Source organism: Mesorhizobium sp. B2-3-5, assembly GCF_006442395.1.
Lineage (GTDB): Bacteria > Pseudomonadota > Alphaproteobacteria > Rhizobiales > Rhizobiaceae > Mesorhizobium.
This window is the reverse complement of the sequence record NZ_VFVX01000001.1, coordinates 360,347-378,754: the sequence shown is the minus strand read 5'-3', so window position 1 is coordinate 378,754 and position 18,408 is coordinate 360,347. Positions and strand designations below refer to the sequence as shown.

At 63.3% G+C, this 18,408-nt stretch carries 21 protein-coding genes; 10 read left to right on the top strand and 11 right to left on the bottom strand.

Going from position 1 to position 18,408, the window contains the following annotated elements; genetic code table 11:
- Positions 1-39: 39 nt before the first annotated feature.
- The 5 genes from FJ958_RS01925 to FJ958_RS01905 form a co-directional block, all read right to left on the bottom strand.
- Positions 40-561 carry a CoA-binding protein gene (locus FJ958_RS01925; RefSeq protein ID WP_140738686.1) on the bottom strand — a complete coding sequence of 174 codons (522 nt, stop codon included), beginning with the start codon at positions 559-561 and terminating at the stop codon, positions 40-42.
- On the bottom strand, positions 558-1,316 hold the full coding sequence (locus FJ958_RS01920; RefSeq protein WP_246679460.1) for a GNAT family N-acetyltransferase: 759 nt from the start codon (positions 1,314-1,316) through the stop codon (positions 558-560). Before FJ958_RS01920 ends, FJ958_RS01925 begins: the two co-directional genes overlap by 4 nt.
- A gap of 119 nt (positions 1,317-1,435) precedes the next feature.
- The gene (locus FJ958_RS01915) at positions 1,436-1,858 is read right to left on the bottom strand and encodes a VOC family protein (RefSeq protein WP_140738683.1); all 423 of its coding nucleotides are present in this window, start codon (positions 1,856-1,858) and stop codon (positions 1,436-1,438) included.
- Between the two features lie 2 nt (positions 1,859-1,860).
- Positions 1,861-2,094, bottom strand: a complete 234-nt coding sequence (locus tag FJ958_RS01910) for a methionyl-tRNA formyltransferase (protein WP_140738680.1) — start codon at positions 2,092-2,094, stop codon at positions 1,861-1,863.
- Between the two features lies 1 nt (position 2,095).
- Positions 2,096-2,917, bottom strand: coding sequence for an enoyl-CoA hydratase (locus tag FJ958_RS01905; protein WP_140738677.1), 822 nt, complete (start codon positions 2,915-2,917; stop codon positions 2,096-2,098).
- Between the two features lie 154 nt (positions 2,918-3,071).
- Here FJ958_RS01905 and FJ958_RS01900 point away from each other — a divergent pair, with 154 nt between their 5' ends.
- The 4 genes from FJ958_RS01900 to FJ958_RS01885 all read left to right on the top strand — a co-directional run bounded on the left by FJ958_RS01900 (position 3,072) and on the right by FJ958_RS01885 (position 5,766).
- Positions 3,072-3,536, top strand: a complete 465-nt coding sequence (locus FJ958_RS01900; protein WP_140738675.1) for a PaaI family thioesterase — start codon at positions 3,072-3,074, stop codon at positions 3,534-3,536.
- A gap of 214 nt (positions 3,537-3,750) precedes the next feature.
- Positions 3,751-4,215 (top strand): 50S ribosomal protein L13, encoded by a 465-nt coding sequence (rplM, locus tag FJ958_RS01895; protein ID WP_010915638.1) that lies wholly within the window; start codon positions 3,751-3,753, stop codon positions 4,213-4,215.
- Position 4,216: 1 nt separating this feature from the next.
- On the top strand, positions 4,217-4,699 hold the full coding sequence (gene rpsI / locus FJ958_RS01890) for a 30S ribosomal protein S9 (protein WP_140609507.1): 483 nt from the start codon (positions 4,217-4,219) through the stop codon (positions 4,697-4,699).
- Between the two features lie 278 nt (positions 4,700-4,977).
- A complete protein-coding gene (locus tag FJ958_RS01885; RefSeq protein WP_027042359.1) occupies positions 4,978-5,766 on the top strand; it encodes a class I SAM-dependent methyltransferase in 789 nt (262 codons plus the stop codon).
- A 13-nt stretch (positions 5,767-5,779) separates the two neighbouring features.
- Here FJ958_RS01885 and FJ958_RS31875 read toward each other — a convergent pair whose 3' ends face one another.
- The 3 genes from FJ958_RS31875 to FJ958_RS01870 form a co-directional block, all read right to left on the bottom strand.
- Entirely contained in the window at positions 5,780-5,962 is a 183-nt protein-coding gene (locus tag FJ958_RS31875) for a hypothetical protein (protein ID WP_246676833.1), read from the bottom strand.
- A 58-nt stretch (positions 5,963-6,020) separates the two neighbouring features.
- On the bottom strand, positions 6,021-7,079 hold the full coding sequence (locus FJ958_RS01875; RefSeq protein WP_140738672.1) for a glycerophosphodiester phosphodiesterase family protein: 1,059 nt from the start codon (positions 7,077-7,079) through the stop codon (positions 6,021-6,023).
- A 94-nt stretch (positions 7,080-7,173) separates the two neighbouring features.
- A complete protein-coding gene (locus tag FJ958_RS01870) occupies positions 7,174-8,379 on the bottom strand; it encodes an acyltransferase (protein WP_140738669.1) in 1,206 nt (401 codons plus the stop codon).
- 122 nt (positions 8,380-8,501) lie between these two features.
- Here FJ958_RS01870 and speB point away from each other — a divergent pair, with 122 nt between their 5' ends.
- The 3 genes from speB to FJ958_RS01855 are packed head-to-tail and all read left to right on the top strand — an operon-like array spanning position 8,502 to position 11,305.
- A complete protein-coding gene (speB, locus tag FJ958_RS01865) occupies positions 8,502-9,509 on the top strand; it encodes an agmatinase (protein WP_140738666.1) in 1,008 nt (335 codons plus the stop codon).
- Positions 9,510-9,539: 30 nt separating this feature from the next.
- Positions 9,540-10,466: an N-acetyl-gamma-glutamyl-phosphate reductase gene (gene argC / locus FJ958_RS01860; protein ID WP_140738662.1), complete on the top strand. Its 927-nt coding sequence runs from the start codon at positions 9,540-9,542 to the stop codon at positions 10,464-10,466.
- A complete protein-coding gene (locus tag FJ958_RS01855) occupies positions 10,463-11,305 on the top strand; it encodes an aminoglycoside phosphotransferase family protein (protein WP_210243438.1) in 843 nt (280 codons plus the stop codon). The genes argC and FJ958_RS01855 overlap by 4 nt, the downstream gene beginning before the upstream one ends.
- A 65-nt stretch (positions 11,306-11,370) precedes the next feature.
- Here FJ958_RS01855 and FJ958_RS01850 read toward each other — a convergent pair whose 3' ends face one another.
- Positions 11,371-12,462: a COX15/CtaA family protein gene (locus tag FJ958_RS01850; RefSeq protein ID WP_140738656.1), complete on the bottom strand. Its 1,092-nt coding sequence runs from the start codon at positions 12,460-12,462 to the stop codon at positions 11,371-11,373.
- Between the two features lie 152 nt (positions 12,463-12,614).
- On the opposite strand from FJ958_RS01850, the gene FJ958_RS01845 reads away from it, so the two are divergent.
- Positions 12,615-12,830 (top strand): DUF2842 domain-containing protein, encoded by a 216-nt coding sequence (locus tag FJ958_RS01845; protein ID WP_140738653.1) that lies wholly within the window; start codon positions 12,615-12,617, stop codon positions 12,828-12,830.
- A gap of 19 nt (positions 12,831-12,849) precedes the next feature.
- Here FJ958_RS01845 and FJ958_RS01840 read toward each other — a convergent pair whose 3' ends face one another.
- Positions 12,850-13,908 carry a polysaccharide deacetylase family protein gene (locus FJ958_RS01840; protein WP_140738650.1) on the bottom strand — a complete coding sequence of 353 codons (1,059 nt, stop codon included), beginning with the start codon at positions 13,906-13,908 and terminating at the stop codon, positions 12,850-12,852.
- A 91-nt stretch (positions 13,909-13,999) separates the two neighbouring features.
- On the opposite strand from FJ958_RS01840, the gene FJ958_RS01835 reads away from it, so the two are divergent.
- Positions 14,000-15,229, top strand: a complete 1,230-nt coding sequence (locus FJ958_RS01835; protein ID WP_140738647.1) for a GNAT family N-acetyltransferase — start codon at positions 14,000-14,002, stop codon at positions 15,227-15,229.
- 40 nt (positions 15,230-15,269) lie between these two features.
- Here the strand turns inward: FJ958_RS01835 and FJ958_RS01830 are convergent, their stop codons facing one another.
- Positions 15,270-17,579 carry an exopolysaccharide transport family protein gene (locus FJ958_RS01830; RefSeq protein ID WP_140738644.1) on the bottom strand — a complete coding sequence of 770 codons (2,310 nt, stop codon included), beginning with the start codon at positions 17,577-17,579 and terminating at the stop codon, positions 15,270-15,272.
- Between the two features lie 265 nt (positions 17,580-17,844).
- On the opposite strand from FJ958_RS01830, the gene FJ958_RS01825 reads away from it, so the two are divergent.
- Entirely contained in the window at positions 17,845-18,408 is a 564-nt protein-coding gene (locus FJ958_RS01825; RefSeq protein ID WP_140738641.1) for a polysaccharide biosynthesis/export family protein, read from the top strand.

The window sequence follows — 18,408 nt, the reverse complement described above, 5'->3', positions numbered from 1 at the left end:
ATCTCTTGCGAAAGAACGATCCCGATTTTTCCGGTTGCGTCATTTCTGGCGCACGCCAAAACTCTGGAAGCCCTGGCGCATCAGCGGCTTCTTCGATGACAGCACCCCGGAGTTGACGCCGGTCCAGCCGATCTCACCCGACAGCTTGCCGTACTCGATCTTCGGACAGCGGTTCATCACCACCTTGATGCCGGCGGCCTCGGCGCGCGCGGCGGCCTCGTCATGGCGCACGCCAAGCTGCATCCAGATGACCTTGGGCAAGGGATCGAGCCGCAACACCTCGTCGACGATACCCGGCACCGCTGACGGTGCACGAAAGATATCGACCATTTCGATCGGCTCGGGCACATCGGCCAGCCTGGCATAGGTCATGCGGCCGAGGATTTCCTTGCCGGCCTGGCCAGGATTGATTGGGAATACAGAGAATCCCTTGGCCAGCAAATATTTCAGCACGAAATAGCTCGGCCGCACATCGTTGGCGGACGCGCCGACCATGGCGATGGTCTTCACCGAATTGAGGATGCCGCCGATATAGGCATTGTCATAGGTGTCGTGGTTCACTGGGCAACTGCCTTCCTGCGGTAGTGGTATCGATAGAGCTCGCGGTTGAAGTCGAGCGAAGCGTAGAGCGCACGCCCGGCCACGTTGTCTGCAACGACCTGCAAGCAGGCAGCCACGGCACCCGCTCGCCGCGCCCAATCGATCAGGCTGCCGACAGTCCTGCGGCCAAGGCCCTGCTGCCTGAAGCGGGCATCCGTTTCAACTGATTCCACCACAAGCAGCCCATCGCGGACGACACCATAGGCCAAGGCGGCAATTTCGCTGTCGCATTCACAGGACACAAACGCGCGGTCGCCGACGATCAACCCGGTCATCTCGCGAAAGATGCGACGGTCGGCACCGTCATAGCCGCCCATGCGAAATCGCGCGCCGAACCAGTCCTCGCTCGGTTTAGGCGAAACGACGACCTTTTCGTCGCGCACCCGGGCCATCGCATCGATGTCGGCGTAGAGATGGATCGTACCGCCTTCGACGGCATAGCCGTGCTGGTCGAGAACCTCATCCATGTCGGCGGCGATACCGGGAACGCGAAACAACGGTGCCTGGCCATAACCGGCATAAAAGGTCTCGGCAGCGGCAAGAGCGTCAGCCGGCCCTGCCCGCTTGCAGCGTAACGGATTGACCGAATTGGGGCGGCGGATCCGGCCGCCCGATCGCCTCATGAGCCAGCCTTCGACGACCGTCTCGGTTGCCGCCGGCCATCCTTCGCGGCAGGCCTGCTCGACCCGCCAGTTGAGGTCATCCTCGACAGTCACGCGTTATCCTCCCTCAGCGCTTCCTCCATGAAGGCCTGCGGATAGCCACGCGCTCGGCATCGAGCAAAATGCGCTTGAGATACGTGCCTTGGGCCGCGTCAGCTGCTTGCGGTAAGCCATCAATCAGGCAGCGAAATCGTGCCGTCTTCCGCGATCGGAAAGGCCGGATTGTGTGCCACCTCCCAGACATGTCCGTCCGCATCGGCGAAGTAGCCATACCAGCCGCCCCAGAAGGCGCGGCCGGCCGGCTTGACGATGCGTCCGCCAGCCCTTTCCGCCCGCGCCAGCACTTCGTCGACTTCGGCATCGGAGCGGGTGTTGTAGGCGAGATAGACCGCCGATGGCGCCCCACCAAACACGATACCCGAATCCTCCTCGGCGCTGGCGCGCGGGAACAGGCCGAGAATGGCGCCACCCATCTGGAAAAAGGCGACGCCGTCGGTAATCCCGGCATGGCGTTTCAAACCCATTGCCTCATAGAAGCGTATTGCCCGGTCGAGATCGTCGGTGGCGATGGTGATGATGGAGATGCGCGGTTCCATCTTTATTTGAAGCCGAAGTGATTTTTGAGAATCGTAAACAGCTGCCCAGCAGAGTCTTCATCTAACTGAATCGACTGGCTCACTTTATCGGGCATCTCTCTGTTTTTTCGACCTGAGGTGTTAATTTGTAGCAACTTGCGACCGTCCAGTTCGTAGGTAAAATATGTTGCATCAATCGGATCATGGAGGCTCATGCGCTGGAGCGTCCCAGAAACGAAACTGTCTATCCGAGCCATATTATTCGTCCGTCCATTCCGGCTTGCGCTTGCCGATGAAGGCGCCGATGCCCTCCTGTGCGTCGCGTGTCAGCATGTTCTCGACCATGACGCGGCCGGTATAGGCGTAGGCATCCGCCAGCCCCATTTCGGCCTGCGCGTAGAAGGCTTCCTTGCCGGTCTTGACCACGAGAGATGATTTGGACGCAATGGTTTGCGCGTATTTGGTGACAATCTGATTCAGGTACTCGCGCGGCACCACGCGGTTGACGAGGCCGAATTCCTTGGCCGTCGCGGCGTCGATCGTCTCGCCAGTCAAAAGCATCTCCATCGCCTGCTTGCGCGAGACATTGCGCGACAGCGCCACCATCGGCGTCGAGCAGAACAGGCCGATGTTGACGCCTGGGGTGCAGAAGGTCGCCTCATGCGAGGCGATCGCCAAATCGCAGCTCGCCACAAGCTGCAAACCGGCGGCGGTGGCCAGGCCGTCGACTTCGGCGATCACGGGCACGGGATGGCTCACGATCGCCTGCATCAGCGTGGCACAAGCGGCAAACGTCTCTTCGAAGAAGGCCTTGCCGCGATCGGCATCGGTGCGGCGCGCGGTCATTTCTTTCAAATCGTGGCCGGCGCAAAAGACCTTGCCGGCAGCCGACAGCACGATGACGCGAACGGCCTTGTCCGCCTTGGCGCGGTCGAGTTCCGCGATCAGCGTCGCCATTACGGAAAGCGACAGGGCGTTGGCGGGGGGGTTGGCGAGCGTCAGGCGCAGCACGCCCCTATCCAGGCTCGTCGTAACCGGGCCCTCGACGGCGGCAGGCTTGAGGGCAAGGATTTCGACCATGGTGAAGGTCTCCGCGATTCCAGTCGGGCTGGCAGAATATCTAATACCGGATCGGGTTTCATCCAACACCCATCGTTTGCGCCAGGAGGATGAAGATGTTGCCAGAAACGCCCGGCTGCCCCCATACAGGCCTGACGCAGAATGAGAGACCGACATGCCCGCCCAGACCAAGCTCGAGCCGGTGCTGACCGCAGCGCAGATCAATACGCTCATGGAAAACGTCTTCCCGCAACTCAACGAGAATTCCGCTGCCTATGAGGCGATCGACATATTTCCCGGCGGCTGCACGGTGCGGCTCAATGCCGGCGAACGGCATTTGCGTCCCGGCGGCACGGTGTCCGGCCCTGCCCTGTTCACGCTGGCCGACATTGGCGGTTATGTCTGCGTGCTCAGCCATGCCGGACCCGACGCGCTCTCGGTCACGACCAACCTCAACATCAATTTCGTGCGCAAGGCCGGGGCCGGGCCGATCGATGGCCATTGCCGCATTCTGAAGCTGGGCAAGAGCCTGATGGTGTTCGACATCGACATCGTCGCCGGGCCGGAGGGGCAGACGGTGGCGCATGCCACGGGCACCTATTCGATCCCGCCGAAGCGCATTGCTGATGTGGTAAAATAATACCTTTCATCTAACTTATTGTTTCTACTGTGCTTTGCCTGTTATGAGACTTTTCCGTCGCCTTGACGCGATCACCGCCCTCGCCTATAAGCCCTCACGAAGCAGCGGCCCGCAAAGGCCGCCGTTTTGTTATTGGCGACGGGCACGAGCCTTTAGCCAATCCAAGCAACAAGAAACGCCTTCCTCGTGAAGGTCAGAACCGAAAGCAGAAAACATGACAACCTTTTCGCAGAAGCCTGCGGATGTGGTGAAGAAGTGGATCCTGATCGACGCCGAGGGTCTCGTCGTCGGCCGTCTCGCCACTGTCATCGCCAATCATCTTCGCGGCAAGCACAAGCCGACCTTCACCCCACATGTCGACGACGGCGACAACGTCATCGTCATCAATGCCGACAAGGTGGTGTTCACCGGCAAGAAGTTCACCGACAAGGTCTATTACTGGCACACCGGTCACCCCGGCGGCATCAAGGAGCGCACCGCGCGCCAGCTGCTCGAAGGCCGTTTCCCCGAGCGTGTCGTCGAGAAGGCCGTTGAGCGCATGGTCCCGCGTGGCCCGCTCGGCCGTCGCCAGATGAAGAACCTGCGCGTCTATGCAGGCGCGGAGCATCCGCATGTCGCCCAGCAGCCAGAAGTCCTCGACGTGGCCAAGCTGAATTCCAAGAACAAGAAGGTCGCATAAGATGGCTGAGCTTTCCTCGCTCGCAGAACTGGGCGCCGCCACCGGCAACTCCAACGCGCAGGCCGCGGCCCCCGTCCATGTCCAGAAGCTTGACAAATCGGGCCGCGCCTATGCCACTGGCAAGCGCAAGAACGCCATCGCGCGTGTCTGGGTGAAGCCGGGTTCCGGCAAGATCGTCGTCAACGACAAGGAATTCGCGACCTATTTCGCGCGTCCGGTCCTGCAGATGATCCTCAACCAGCCGATCATCGCCTCCAACCGCTCGGGCCAGTACGACATCGTCGCGACTGTTGTCGGCGGCGGCCTCTCCGGCCAGGCCGGCGCGGTGCGTCACGGCATCTCCAAGGCGCTGACCTACTACGAGCCGGCGCTGCGCGCCGTGCTGAAGAAGGGTGGCTTCCTGACCCGCGACAGCCGCGTCGTCGAGCGCAAGAAGTACGGCAAGGCGAAGGCCCGTCGTTCGTTCCAGTTCTCGAAGCGCTAAGCGTCTCGAACGTTCCGAATACCGAAAGGCCGCCTCCGGGCGGCCTTTTTTGCATTGTGCGCTCTCAACCGGCGGAATGATCGGCGTCGCGGATGAACAGGAACGCGCAGAGCGCGGCACCGGCCACGGCGAGCGCAGAGCCGAGGAACGCCAGTTGCATGCCATGGGCAAATTTGCTGCGGTCCGTCGCGCGCGGCGCGGCACCATGCTACGAAACAGGGACCGGCCTTTTCGGTCCAAAGGATATCTGGATAGGTAATTATAAGGGGAGATCTCAGATGTCGTCACCCGAACCGATCAAATTCACCGACGGCGCGGCTTACGAGCGCTTCATGGCTCCCTGGAGCCGATCCGCCGGGGCTTTGTTCCTCGACTGGCTGGCGCCGGACTCCGGACGGGCCTGGGTTGATGTCGGTGCCGGCAACGGCGCGTTCACAGAGCTCATTCTAGCGAAGTCCGCCCCTTCGTCAGTTTGCGCGATCGATCCCTCCGACGCGCAGATTGCGACTGCCCGGCAAAAAATCTCGGCAAAGCAGGTCGAGCTGTCGATTGGCGATGCGATGGCCCTTCCCTACGACGCCAACCGCTTCGACGTCGCGGTGATGGCGCTGGTGCTGTTCTTCGTCCCCGACCCGCGCAAGGGCGCCTCGGAAATGCTCCGCGTCACCAAGCCCGGCGGCATCGTCGCGTCCTACACCTGGGACGTCATGCGCGGCGGCACCCCTACGCAGCATTTGTGGGAGGAGATGGACGCGATGGGCAAACCGGCCGCACGTCCGCCGAGCGCGGAGGTCTCGCGTTTCGCGGCACTGAAGGCGCTTTGGGCTGAGCTCGGCATCCGCGATGTCGAAACGCGCGAGCTTGTCGTCGAACGCACCTTCGCTGACTTCGACGATTATTGGCTATCCATGGTCGTGAGCAGCCCGAGCGGAATCGTCGGGAAGCTGTCGGATGCGGAGAGCGCGGAGCTGAAACGCCGACTAAAGGACAGACTGCCGGCAAGCGCCACAGGAGCGATCACGGTTCACGCCTGGTCGACGGCGATCAAGGGGCGAAAGGCCGCTTAATGCGTGCGGCGCCTTACGTCGCCGCTTTTTTCTTCGCCTTCGGCTTGGCCGGCTTCGGTGCAACCGGCGCTTCCGGCGTGCCCTCTATCGAGGACAGGCGGCCGGATGTGATCGTGTAGATGCCCGCACGCGGGCCGGTCGTCCAGGTGACCTCAAATCCGCGCGTCTTGCAATCCGTCCAGGTGCCGCGGGTCAAGGCAGTGCGGCAGGATCGTCACCGTTGAACAGCAGCACCATGCGCTCGTAGCTCTGGCTCAATTGATGCTGGCGGTCGCGGCAGGTTCGAGGCGTTCGCCCGTCCCGGCATAAGGCACGCGATAGCCGTTCGCCGCCAGCCAGTCGATGGCCGCTTTCGGCTCGTCGGTCTGGATGATGGTGGCGCCACGATCGGCCCAGAAACCCCATGCCTCACGCGGCAGGCTGGCCTGCACGGCCAGTTCGTCGCCACGGCCGCCGGCGAGAAAACCGCCGGGCTTATTGACGATGGCGTAGGTGTCGGCCCAGATGTGCCAGTTACCCCGCACCGCGGCCGCCCGCATGCGCGTGCTGAATAGCGGTCCGCCGGTCTCGGTCAGTGTCTCGGCGCCTGCCCGCCAGTTGATCAGCTCGATCGCGCGCGGCGCGAATACGTGGTCGACCGTCTCGGCGAAACCGGCATCGTGCACCGCGTCATCGGCGATGATCGGCATGAACTGGAAGCCGCCGCTGATCGCGGCCATGGCGGTCTTCACCGTGGCGATCCGGTTCTGGTTCCAGAGGTTCTCCTTGACGATGACCTGATCGGCCATGCCGAGATCCCGGGCGACCGCGATCATACCCGGGAGGTCGCCGACTTCGAGCTTGTTGTCGAGATTGATGAGGATCCTGTCCCGGGTCGCCAGCAGCATCTCGCGCAACGTTGAGACCCGCTCGTCGGTAACGGCGCGGGTGCCTTCGACCACCAGCCGGCAGGTTTTCAGGTCGGCCAGCGTGTACTTCACCACCTCGCCCTTGCAGGTCGTGGTGCGGTCGAGCCAGCTGTCATGCATGACGACGAACTCGCCGTCCTTCGAGCGCCTGATGTCGACCTCGACGATCTCCGCGCCCATGGCGACCGAGCCCTCGACCGCCGCGAGCGAATTCTCCGCGTAGAGCGTCTTGCCGGCCTGCATGCTGCCGGCGCGATGCGCGGCCACCATGACATGATCGCGCCACTGGTTGGCATTTTCGAAGCGGTCGAGGATCTGCCTGGCGCGGCTTTCGCCGGCCACTGACTGGCCAGCAGATGCCACAAGCGCCGTGGAAAACAGGAGGCTCAGCCAGAGGGTCCGCATCGAGAATCGCTCCTTGCCGGATCGAAATCCGGATAGGCGATGCCCGTGACAGGCGGGTGAACGAAGCCGACTAGGGATTGGCCGGCGATGTCAGTCACATGTGCTTCGACAGCCGGCGAAACCATGTCATGGCAGGTATTTCGACAAGACGCCAGGTGATCCCCGACACGGCAATGGTGGCGACAAGCATGGCGATCGCGGTTGTCCCGGCCCAGCCAGTGCCGAAACCGGTCGCGGGCTGGTCGCGCAAGACGATATCGCCGACAAGGTCAAAACCGAGCTCGCGCTCGACGAGCCCGGCGAGGTTGATCATGCGCGCCTGGACGAAGAGATGGACCATGCAGATCGAGTAGGACAGCGCGCCGAGCGTCAGCATGAACGGCGCCCTCAGCACAGCGGAAATCCAGCCGCCTTCATGGGCGAAGAGGAACAGCGCCAGCGCGAACACGAGGGGTGCCGCGATGCCGAAATCATTGTCGCCCGCCAGCGAAACAAAAACGACGATGACCGCAATCATGACGATTTCGGCAAGGGTCCAGTTCGCCCGCGGGCCGCTCCTGGCAAGGATCTGTCGCGCCCCTGCAATGGAATCATGCTGAAACCAGGCTAGCAGGGCGCCGAGCGAGAAGCCGTAGAGGCAGCGGATGAAGCCGAAATCGTAGGACACATCCATATGATGCGTGGAGAAGCCGAGCAGGAACAGCGGCGCGGTGACGGCGGCGGCGACGAACCATATCCAGGCGCGTGCGCCCGCGACGAACACCACGCCCGCGAACAGGAGGTAGGCGAAGAACTCGGTCGAAATGCTCCAGCTCGGTGCATTCCAGGTCAGTCGATCCTCGAAGCCGACACCCTGCAGCAACAAAAGATTGGCAAGCAGGCTCTTCAGATCGAACCCTTCCGTGAAGAGTGCGGCGCCGGTGCCATGCAGTGCCGGCAACAGCAGCCGCAGCAGTTCAAATCCCGCGAAGGCGGCAAGCATCAGCAGATGCAGCGGGTAGATGCGGCCGAAACGCACCAGCGCGAAGCGGGCGACCTGTGCCGGCTGGCTCAGCCGATTGGCGTAGCTGCCGGCGATCACGAAACCGGAAAGGACGAAGAAGAAGTCGACGAACAGATAGGACGAACCGGTGAAGCCGCTCTGCGAGATCGCCGAAGCGGTCGGAAAATGAAACACCGCCACCAGCAGCGCGCAGATGCCGCGCCACGAATCGAGCACCTGGAAGCGTTCGCCGGCGATCGTGCCGGCGTGGGTCGACACCACGGCATGAGACGGATTAAGAAACGCGGTCTGCGTCATGATGATACAAATCCTGTCCTGCCGTGGCAGCCGGGCGGCACCGTTTCGTCTCCCCAAGCTATGACTGGCATCTTCCATGCCGGTTCTGTAGTTGTTGCACCCCGACAAAACGAGGATTCGTAATGGCGAACAAGAACATCGACCACGCCTTCACCGCCCGTTCCAAAACGGGCGCCGCGTTCGAGCCGACCTATTCCGGCGCGCTGTCGTTCATGCGCCGCCGGTACACCAAGGATGTGAAAGGCGCGGACGCGGTGGTGTGGGGCATTCCGTTCGATGCCGCCGTTACCAACCGGCCCGGCGCCCGTTTCGGGCCGCAGGCGATTCGCCGTGCCTCGGCGATCCTTGACAATGACCCGCAATATCCCTTCTCACGCGACCTGTTCGAGCATCTCGCCGTGGTCGATTACGGCGATTGCCTGCTCGATTCCGGCAACCATCAGAAGACGCCGGCAGCGATCGAACGCGAGGCGTCGAAGATCCTGAAGTCAGGCGCCTTCCTGCTGACCCTCGGCGGCGACCATTTCGTCACCTGGCCGCTGCTCAAGGCGCATGCCGCCATCCACGGACCGCTCGCTTTGGTACAGTTCGACGCCCATCAGGACACATGGCCCGATGACGGCAAGCGCATCGACCACGGGTCCTTCGTCGGCCGCGCGGTCAACGAAGGCATCATCGATCCCGACCGCTCGATCCAGATCGGCATCCGCACCCACGCGCCGGACACGTTCGGCATCAAGATCCTTTACGGCCACGAGATCGAGGAGATGCGCGCCTCCGAAATTGCCTACGCCATCGTCGACCGCACCGGCGGCAAGAAGACCTATCTGACCTTTGACATCGACTGCCTCGACCCCGCCTACGCGCCCGGCACCGGCACGCCGGTTGCCGGCGGGCCATCCTCGGCGAAAATCCTGTCGACGCTGCGCCAGCTCAACCAGATCGATATTGTCGGCGCCGATGTCGTGGAGGTTGCGCCGGCCTATGATCACGCCGATATTACGGCGATCGCCGGCTCGATGATCGCCATGCAATATCTCGGCCTGCTGGCGGAGCGAAAAGCCAGGCTTGAGGAACTGAACAACGGCAGCCACAATGGTGCCGCGGTGCATCACGGCAACGGCATATAGTCTTGAAACCTCAGGGAATTTGACCAGGCAATGAAACCGAAAATCTTCATCGACGGCGAGCACGGCACCACCGGCCTCCAGATCCGGGCGCTGCTTGCCGAGCGTGGCGACCTCGAGATCATTTCCATTCCCGCCGAGCGCCGCAAGGAAACGGCGGCACGCGCCGAATTCCTCAATGCCGCCGACATCGCGATCCTGTGCCTGCCGGACGATGCTGCGAAGGAAAGCGTCTCGCTGATCGCCAACGACACCACCAAGGTCATCGATGCGTCGACCGCGCATCGCGTCGCCGAAGGCTGGGAATATGGTTTCGCCGAAATGGACAAGGAGCAGGCGAAGAAGATCGCCTCGACCAAGCGCATCGCCAATCCTGGCTGCTGGCCGCAGGGACCGATCGCGACGCTCAGGCCGCTGGTCACAGCCGGTCTGCTGCCGGCGGATTTCCCGATCACGGTCAACGGCATTTCGGGCTATTCGGGCGGCGGACGCCCGATGATCGAGGACTACGTCGCCAAGGGCGAAGACGCCTCGGAGTTCCTGCCTTATGGGCTGACCTTGCAGCACAAGCATGTGCCGGAACTGAGAGCCTACGCGAAGCTGTCGCATGATCCGATCATGCAGCCGGCGGTCGGCAATTTCGCCCAAGGCATGATCACGGTGGTGCCGCTGCAACTCGGCGGCCTCGACTATGTGCCGACGGGTGCGGAGTTGCATGCGGCCATTGCCGACCATTTCGCCGCCATCAAGGGCGGCGTGGTCGAAGTGGCGCCCTATACGCGTCTGGAACGCATGCCGGAGATCGATCCCGAGATCTACAATGGCACCAACCGCATGAAGCTCTATGTCTTTGCCAACGACAGCAGAGCGCAGGCGCTGCTACTGGCGGTCTATGACAATCTCGGCAAGGGCGCCTCGGGCGCGGCCGTCCAGAACATGGACCTGATGCTCGGCCTTTGATGGACGGACCCGCATTTCCGGCGCGCTGGAAGGTCAGCGCGCCCGAACTCATCGCCGAGACCTTTTCAAGCCGTATCTGGAAGGTGCGGTTCGAGGACGGCTCGCCCGCGATCGTCAAGGCGCTCAAACCGTTCGACGATGTCGCCGACGAGTTGCGCGGCGAGCACTACCTGGCCTGGCGCAGCGGCGAAGGTGCGGTACGGCTGCTCGGCCGGGACGGACATTCCATGCTGCTCGAATATGGCGGCGAAACCCTGCTTTCGGAGGTTCTCGATGGACAGGGGGACAGTACCGCCACCGAAATCGCCGCAGAGGTGATGACGAGGCTGCTTTCGTCTTCGAAGCACCCCTTCCCATCCGGGCTTCAGCCGCTCAGGGAGCGGTTTTCGAGCCTGTTCAAGAAGGCAAGGGCTGATCGTGAGGCCGACATCGCCAGCATCTATGTCGAGGCCGGCGCCATCGCCGATCGGCTGCTGGCTGCTCCCTACGATGTCAGGCCCCTACACGGCGACCTGCATCACGAGAACATCCTGCATGGCCCACGCGGCTGGCTGGCCATCGACCCAAAGGGCGTGCTCGGCGACCCCGGCTTCGACGCTGCCAACATGTTTTACAATCCGCTCGGCCGTGACGCGCTTTGCCTGGATCCGGAGCGCATCGCGCGCATGGCTGAAGTCTTCGCCGGGACGCTGGCCCAGACGCCGGCAGCCATTCTCGACCACGCCATCGCGTATGGCTGTCTGTCGGCGGCCTGGCACCACGAGGATGAGAACGAGGTCGAGGAGAAACGCGAACTATCGATCGCCAAGGCGATCCGCGCGGTGCGGGCGCGCTTCTGATCCCTTCGAACAGTGAAGCCGCAAAGCGCCGCGGTCGAGCGGGTTCCGGATGCCCCCGACTTAGATCAACGCCCGACGGCGACCTCGTTGGGCAAGGGATAGGCGCCCTTGGTGCCGCGCCAGTGCGCCGCCGCAAAACCGAGCACAACCAGCGCAAACCCCTGATGCGTCAGGGCCATATGCAGGGGCACCTGCATCAGCAGCGTGGCGATGCCGACAGAGGCCTGCACCAGCACCAGCAAAAACAATAGCGTCGCGCGGCGCGCATGGGTTGAGCCGGGCAGCCGCCGACGCGTGGCGATCATGTGCCAGAGCGCACCGGCGAAAACCGTATAAGCGCCGAGCCGATGTATGAACTGCACCGTCTTCGGGTTCTCGAAGACGTTGCGCCATACCGGCTCGAGGATCAGCAGATCGCCAGGGATGATCCTGCCATCCATCAGCGGCCAGGTGTTGTAGCTCATGCCGGCGTCGAGACCGGCAACCAGACCGCCGAGATAGATCTGGATCAGCGCCAGAAGTACGATGAAGCCAGCCACTCTCTGGGTCGAGCGATCGGCCGTGGGTTCGGAATGTGGCGCCAGCCCGCGTGCGACGACCATGGTCGCGGTGAAGATCAGTGCCGCCAGCGTCAGGTGCGTGGCCAGCCTGTACTGGCTCACCGATACGCGGTCGACCAGGCCGGAGGCCACCATCCACCAGCCAATGGCGCCCTGCAGGCCGCCGAGGAGAAGAATTCCCGCAAGTTTCGGTCCGAGCCCGCGCTCTATGCGGCGCGTCACCCAGAAGAACAGCAGCGGCAAGGCAAAGACCAGGCCGACGCTGCGCGCCAGCAGACGGTGCGCCCACTCCCACCAGAAGATCGACTTGAACGCCGCGATACTCATGCCCTTGTTGAGCTCGGTGTATTGTGGGATCTGCTGATAGCGCTGGAATTCATCCTGCCACTCGGCGTCATTGAGCGGCGGGATGACGCCATGGACCGGCTGCCACTCGGTGATCGACAGGCCGGACTCGGTCAGCCGCGTGGCGCCTCCAACCAGCACCAACGCAAACAGCACCAGAAGCACGACGTAGAGCCAGCCGCGCACCAGCGCCCGGTTGCGCAGGTCACGGTCACGGGCCTGGTAAGGCGCGGCAGCAGTAATGGCGGCCATGAATCTATCCCGGCAGGTTGATGTCGCGGATTGGTGGACCATCGCATTCCTGCTGGCAAGACCGGGCAGCGCGGCACGCCGTCGCGCCGCCTGTCACGGGTTGCGCGTGCCGTGTGTTCGGCCTAAGCGATAGCGATCAACGAGGCCAAGCCATGCCCATTCGCCTGAAAAAGCTGATCGGAATGTTCCTGCTGGTGGCGCTGGTTGTCATCTACGCGCTGGTCGCATCGATCTTCGCGGTCGCCCGGCTGTCGGAATCGGGTGCGTGGGTGCATTTCTTCTTCTTTCTGCTCAGCGGCCTGCTCTGGGTGCTGCCGGCCATGGGCATCATCAAGTGGCTGATGCTGGAGCCACGCGCCAAGCGTTGAGCCATGCCTTGGCAGCCCGTCAGACGGTGACGACCATCTTGCCAGCATTGGCGAGCGGCGTCGTCACGCCCGACAGCATGGTGCGGATATGGGCAAGGCTCTGGTAGCGGCCATTGACCGAAATGCGGGGCAAGGCGTGGAGAAAACCGGCATGTTCGGCGCGCAGCACACCATGGCGGGTCGTCACGGCGGAGGAATAGCCGGCCTCGCGCGCAAAACCCACTTCGCGGCAGCCGACGGCGCTTGCATAGCCATAGGGGTAGGCAAAATGGCGCGGCTCCGTGCCGAGCCTGGCCCGCAACATGTCCCTCACAGCGCCGATCTCGTGTCGCGCGTCGGCCTCGGAAAGCCGCTTCAGATTGCTGTGGTTGATCGTATGGGCGCCGATCGTCACCAGCGGATGCGCGGCGATGGTGCGAATCTCATTCCAGTTCATCAGGGTCCGCAGGCGCGGGGCATCCGCGTCGATGCCGTTTGAAGTGGCGAGATCGCGCAGCACAGTCCGCAGGTCTTCCTCGCGGACCTCGGTGGCGAGGTAAGCATGCAACCGGGCTATGGCCTGACGCTTCCTGGCGGGGGTCGCGCAATCAATCACGATCGGACTATTTGAGGTCGCCAGCGTCAGCCGATCGCAGGCATTGACGATGTCCTCGGCCACGTCCCACCACAGATCGGCGGTGCCGTCGACCAACCCCGGCGCGACATAGATGGCGATCGGCGCGCCGTGCTTTTCCAGCACCGGCAGCGCTTCGGTCATGTTGTCACGATAGGCATCGTCGGCGGTGATGGTGGCGAAGAGGCCGCCCTTGCCGCCTGCCTTGATGCGCTCAACTGCCTCGTCCATCGAGACGAAGGCATAGCCGCCGGCCTTCATGTCGGCGATCACGGCGTCGAGGAAGCCGGGCGCGATGTTGAGGTGCCGGTTGACGCTATCTGGCTTTTCGGGTGTCGCCGTCACGCGGTGCAGCATCAGGATGGCGCCGATGCCGCCGACAAACGGTCTGGCCAATGGGGCGAGCCCGGTATAGCGCACGACGTTGAGCGCCAGTTTTCGGATAGCCTCCCCACCGTCGATCATTCATTCACCTTTTGCGCCTAGGCTGATCCAAGCACGGAATACGCCTGAGCGCCCCCCCAAATCGGGATCAATACGCCTTAAGGATTGAGGTATGGTTGACGCAATGGCGTCATTTGACGGCAATCGGCTTGCGGCGATCGGGGCATCACCACGCGCCCTGCCTGGGGATACCGCCGGGTCATCGATCTCGGTCGCGGGCGCCGAGGGGCTGGCGGCCTATGCGAGGTTCTGCCGCTCGGCGGTTAGCGCGCCGGCACAGGGCGCGACCTGGGTCCTGAACTGGGCCGCGCAGGTCAAGCCCGAGCTCCTCGTGGCGACGCTTGCTCTCGAAGGCAAGCCGGTCTTCGCACTGGCGCTGGAGGTTGTGAATCAGGGACCGTTCCGAGTCGCCCGTTTCATGGGCGGCCGGCACGCCAACGGCAATTTCGCGGCCGCTGACCCGCAATGGTTGGCCAATGCGGATGTCGCAGCCGTCCGTTCGATGCTTGCGGCCGTCGCCAAATCCCGTCCGGACATCGATCTCATCGCGCTGGAACGCTTGCTGCCCAAGCTTGATGGCGTCGCCAATCCGCTGGCATCGCTTGCACATTTTTCCAGCCCCAATCTTTCGCTGGCCGTCGACCTCGCCGGAGGCTTCGACGCGTTGCTGCTGCGCGCCAGCGGCAAGCGCAAACGCAAGAAGCATCGTTCGCAGACCCGCAAATTCGAGGCCGTCGGCAACCACCGGCGCATCGAGGCTCGCAGCTCGGACGAGGTGAAGCGGTTGCTCGACGCCTTCTTCGAGATGAAGGAGCTTCGCTTTCGCAAGATGGGCATCGCCAACGTCTTCGGGGACGATCCGACGCGCGCCTTCTTCCGAGAGCTGTTTACCCAGGCCTTGGACCAATCCGAGCCTCCTTTCGTGCTGCACGGACTGGAGGTCGCCGGCAAGCTGCGCGCCATCACCGGATCGAGCCGCTCGGGCAGGCGGCTGATCTGCGAGTTCGGAGCGATCGCCGAGGACGATCTCGCGCACACCAGTCCCGGCGACTTCCTGTTCTTCGACAACATCCAGGAGGCCTGCGAGACGGGTTTCGCGGTCTATGATTTCTCCGTCGGCGACGAGCCCTACAAGCGACAGTGGTGCGATATCGAAACGCAGCATTTCGAGGTGCTGGTCCCGCTGACTCTGAAGGGCCGTGCGCTGGCATTGATGCTTCGCCAGAATGCGCGGCTGAAGGCTTTCATCAAGAACAGCCCGGCGATCTGGAAGCTGGCCAAGATGCTGCGCCGTAAGTCAGCCGGACAGGCGGCGCCCACGGCTGGCGAGGACGACAGCTAAGCTCGCCGTTAAACGAGCAAGCCTCCGAACGGCTGTTCTTTCAAGCCGCGGAGCGCCGACCCGGGGTGCCCGGCGGTTCGTGACCAAGCGGCGTCACCAGCGTCAGGTCGGGATAGCCGTTCTCGATCAGCTTGACGGCGGCTCGCGTCACTTCGTCGTCCGGCTCGAGCATGGACAGGAACACCTCGGTGGCATCGCTGCCCAGGCGGCTTATGCCTTGCGCGTCGGCCGGTCCGCATTCGACCACCACCAGGTCGTAGGCCGTGGTCAGCGACTGCATGATGATCGGCAGCCGGTCGGCGGCACGCATGGCGCGGACCGGGTCGGCGGTGCCGACGGGAATGACGTGGCAGTCGGAGTAGAGGTCGGCATGGATCACGTCGCTGAACTGCGCCTGCGAGGCGAGCAGATCGGTAATGCCCGGGAAAAGCCCGCTGTCGAGCATCGGCCGCGAGGCGGCGCCTGAGGCCGTGAGGTCGAGCAGCAGGACGCGCAGGCCGGCGTCGGACACCTCGCGCGCCACCAGGATCGCCGACGCGGCCGCCTCGTCGCCTTCGGGCGAAACGAATATGGCGCGCGCGGCCCCGCTCGCGATCAGCTTTTCAGCGGCCTTCTCGATGTCGATCTCGCCAAGCACGGAGCGTGGCCGCTGGATCTCCGTGACAGGCGCGGCCTCAGCCATAGGCTTGGCCTCAGCCATGGGCTTGGCCTCAGCCATGGGCGCGGCCCCGGCGACAGGGGCGGCATGGGCGGCATGGGCGGCAGACTCTGCCTCCACAGCTGGCTGGGGCTGCGCGACCATCTCCGGGCCCATGACCCTTTCGGGCAATGGCGCTTCGGCGGGACGATTGGCGAGCTCGCTGGCGACAGGCGGTTCCAGGCGAGAAGATGGCTCCTGATGGACAAGCGGTGGCATCGGCACTTCGTCGATCGGCTCAAAACGGGCTCCGGTGGCCGGGCGCATGGCTCGGCCCGAGAAGAGCTCCCGCAACAGCGTGAACACCGCCGCCAGCAGAAGCGAGGCCGCTGCGGCAGCACCAACGATTGGGCCGATCTTGGGAAAATATGGCTCGGCGGGCACCGAGGCCGGCGAGACGATGCGGGCATCGACCGGGACATAGTTGCGATCCTGACGCGAAGCCGCCTCGCGGTAGTTGGTCAGGTAGAGTTCAAGCTGCTGGCGCTTGGCGGCGGCATCGCGCTGCAACGCGTCGAGGCCGACCTGCTGTTCGCCGGCCTTTGCCGAAGCCGCTTTCAGCGTGTTGACGTCGGCGACGAGCTGGTTTTCGCGCGCCTTGGCCGCGTCCGCCTGCATCACAAGGCCCTTCATGACTTTCTGGGCTTCGCTGCGGATCTGCGCGTCGAGATCGGCCAATTGCGACTTCGCGGCGCGGATGCGCGGATGATTGTCGAGCAGTGTCGTCGACATATCGGCGATGTTGGCGCGCAGCTCGACCTGCCGCTCACGCAGGCGCTGGATCAGGTCGGACGACAGCACTTCCGGCAGCGAATCCAGCGAGCCGCCGTTCTGCAGCGCCTTGCGCACACTGTCGGCGGTGCCTTCGGCCGCGGCGCGGTTGGCCCGCACCCGGGACAATTCGGTCGACAGCTCGGCCAGTTGCTGGGTGGCCAGAACGGAATTGTTGCCGCCGATCAGGAGGTCGGACTGGGCGCGGTAGGCCGCAACCTTGGCCTCGGCGTCCTTGACCTGCTTCGAGAGGTCGGCGATCTCGGGCGCCAGAAAGTCGGCGGCGGCAGTGTTCGATTCGCGCTTGGCCGCACCTTGCCCCGCAATATAGGCGGCGGCAATGGCATCGGGAATGGCGGCGGCGAGCTTGGGATCCTCCGAGGAGAACTCGATGGCAATGATGCGGGTCTTTTCAACACCATAGACGTTGAGCTTCTCACGCATCTTCTTCAGGACACGCTCGTCGGCCGGAACGTCCATCGGGTCGTTTTTCAAGCCAAGCAGGATCAGCACGCGGCTCAGGGAGGACATATTGATCGTTTCGTCGAACTCAGGCAGCCGCGACAGGCCGAGCTTCTGCGCCACCTGCTTTAGGATCTCGTTGGACGAAATTATCTGGACCTGGGTGGCAACGCCTTGCTCGTCGAGGATCGGCTTATCGCCGTCAGTGTTGCCGGCCGGACGCGTGTAGACGGATTCACGCTGGACGATCTCCACCTGCGTCTGGGCCTTGTAATGCCGGGTCGCGAGCGAAGCGAACGCGAACGCCAGTCCCGTCACCACCAGAACGAAGACCAGGATGCGCAGCCAATTCCTCGCCAGGCTGGCGAAAAGCTGCCTGAGATCAACGTCGACATCTGCGGCCGCGGATTGAACGGACATGCATCCCTACTCCGAAACTGGGTCGGGATACACCGTAAACAACTATGGTAACTCAGCGGTTAAGATCACTGTAAGTTTTGGTTAGGATTTACGCGCGAGCGGCAAGAAAAACGACAAAACCAGCAAACAAGGCGAAATTCTCGCCGGCGCGAGCGGTATCAGCCAGCGCCTTTACCGGCCATTAACCCTAACAGGATGATAACGAGCCCGATCCCAGATGTTTGCTGCGCTGCGGCAGCAGCCAGTCGAAGGTACGTATCCGGTCATGAAAAGCACTGCTACCCTCTTCCGCGCACTGCTTGCCGTATCGATGCTTGCCGGCTGCTCCAGCTACCGGCCGACACCGGCAGCCTTCCACGAAGTCCTCGACCAGCCGTACCGCCTCGGTGCCGGCGACCGTGTCCGTGTCACGGTGTTCGAGCAGGACGGGCTTACCAATACCTACAGTGTGGACCAGTCCGGCTACATCTCCTTCCCGCTCGTCGGCGTGATACCGGCCCGCGGCCACACCGCGCAGCAGATGGAAAAGGCGATCGCCGACAAGTTGCGGCAAGGCTATCTGCGCGACCCCGACGTCTCGGTCGAGATCGATCGCTACAGGCCGATCTTCGTCATGGGCGAGGTCGGCGCCGCCGGCCAGTATTCCTACGTACCCGGCCTGACCGTGCAGAAGGCCATCGCCATTGCCGGCGGCTTCACGCCACGCGCCAATCAGGAAAGCGTCGACATCACCCGCGACATCAACGGCAAGGTGATTACCGGCCGTGTGGTCACCTCGGACCCGCTGCTGCCCGGAGATACCGTCTACGTTCGTGAACGCCTGTTCTGA

What these genes read in the sequence shown, in the direction of transcription:
- FJ958_RS01835 (WP_140738647.1), top strand. Translation starts at nt 14,000, where the DNA reads ATGGTTGACGCAATGGCGTCATTTGACGGCAATCGGCTTGCGGCGATC.
- speB (WP_140738666.1), top strand. Translation starts at nt 8,502, where the DNA reads ATGGCGAACAAGAACATCGACCACGCCTTCACCGCCCGTTCCAAAACG.
- FJ958_RS01905 (WP_140738677.1), bottom strand. Translation starts at nt 2,917, where the DNA reads ATGGTCGAAATCCTTGCCCTCAAGCCTGCCGCCGTCGAGGGCCCGGTT.
- FJ958_RS01830 (WP_140738644.1), bottom strand. Translation starts at nt 17,579, where the DNA reads ATGTCCGTTCAATCCGCGGCCGCAGATGTCGACGTTGATCTCAGGCAG.
- FJ958_RS01915 (WP_140738683.1), bottom strand. Translation starts at nt 1,858, where the DNA reads ATGGAACCGCGCATCTCCATCATCACCATCGCCACCGACGATCTCGAC.
- argC (WP_140738662.1), top strand. Translation starts at nt 9,540, where the DNA reads ATGAAACCGAAAATCTTCATCGACGGCGAGCACGGCACCACCGGCCTC.
- FJ958_RS01875 (WP_140738672.1), bottom strand. Translation starts at nt 7,079, where the DNA reads ATGCGGACCCTCTGGCTGAGCCTCCTGTTTTCCACGGCGCTTGTGGCA.
- FJ958_RS01850 (WP_140738656.1), bottom strand. Translation starts at nt 12,462, where the DNA reads ATGGCCGCCATTACTGCTGCCGCGCCTTACCAGGCCCGTGACCGTGAC.
- FJ958_RS01870 (WP_140738669.1), bottom strand. Translation starts at nt 8,379, where the DNA reads ATGACGCAGACCGCGTTTCTTAATCCGTCTCATGCCGTGGTGTCGACC.
- FJ958_RS01840 (WP_140738650.1), bottom strand. Translation starts at nt 13,908, where the DNA reads ATGATCGACGGTGGGGAGGCTATCCGAAAACTGGCGCTCAACGTCGTG.
- FJ958_RS01910 (WP_140738680.1), bottom strand. Translation starts at nt 2,094, where the DNA reads ATGGCTCGGATAGACAGTTTCGTTTCTGGGACGCTCCAGCGCATGAGC.
- rpsI (WP_140609507.1), top strand. Translation starts at nt 4,217, where the DNA reads ATGGCTGAGCTTTCCTCGCTCGCAGAACTGGGCGCCGCCACCGGCAAC.
- FJ958_RS01845 (WP_140738653.1), top strand. Translation starts at nt 12,615, where the DNA reads ATGCCCATTCGCCTGAAAAAGCTGATCGGAATGTTCCTGCTGGTGGCG.
- FJ958_RS01825 (WP_140738641.1), top strand. Translation starts at nt 17,845, where the DNA reads ATGAAAAGCACTGCTACCCTCTTCCGCGCACTGCTTGCCGTATCGATG.
- FJ958_RS01900 (WP_140738675.1), top strand. Translation starts at nt 3,072, where the DNA reads ATGCCCGCCCAGACCAAGCTCGAGCCGGTGCTGACCGCAGCGCAGATC.
- FJ958_RS01885 (WP_027042359.1), top strand. Translation starts at nt 4,978, where the DNA reads ATGTCGTCACCCGAACCGATCAAATTCACCGACGGCGCGGCTTACGAG.
- rplM (WP_010915638.1), top strand. Translation starts at nt 3,751, where the DNA reads ATGACAACCTTTTCGCAGAAGCCTGCGGATGTGGTGAAGAAGTGGATC.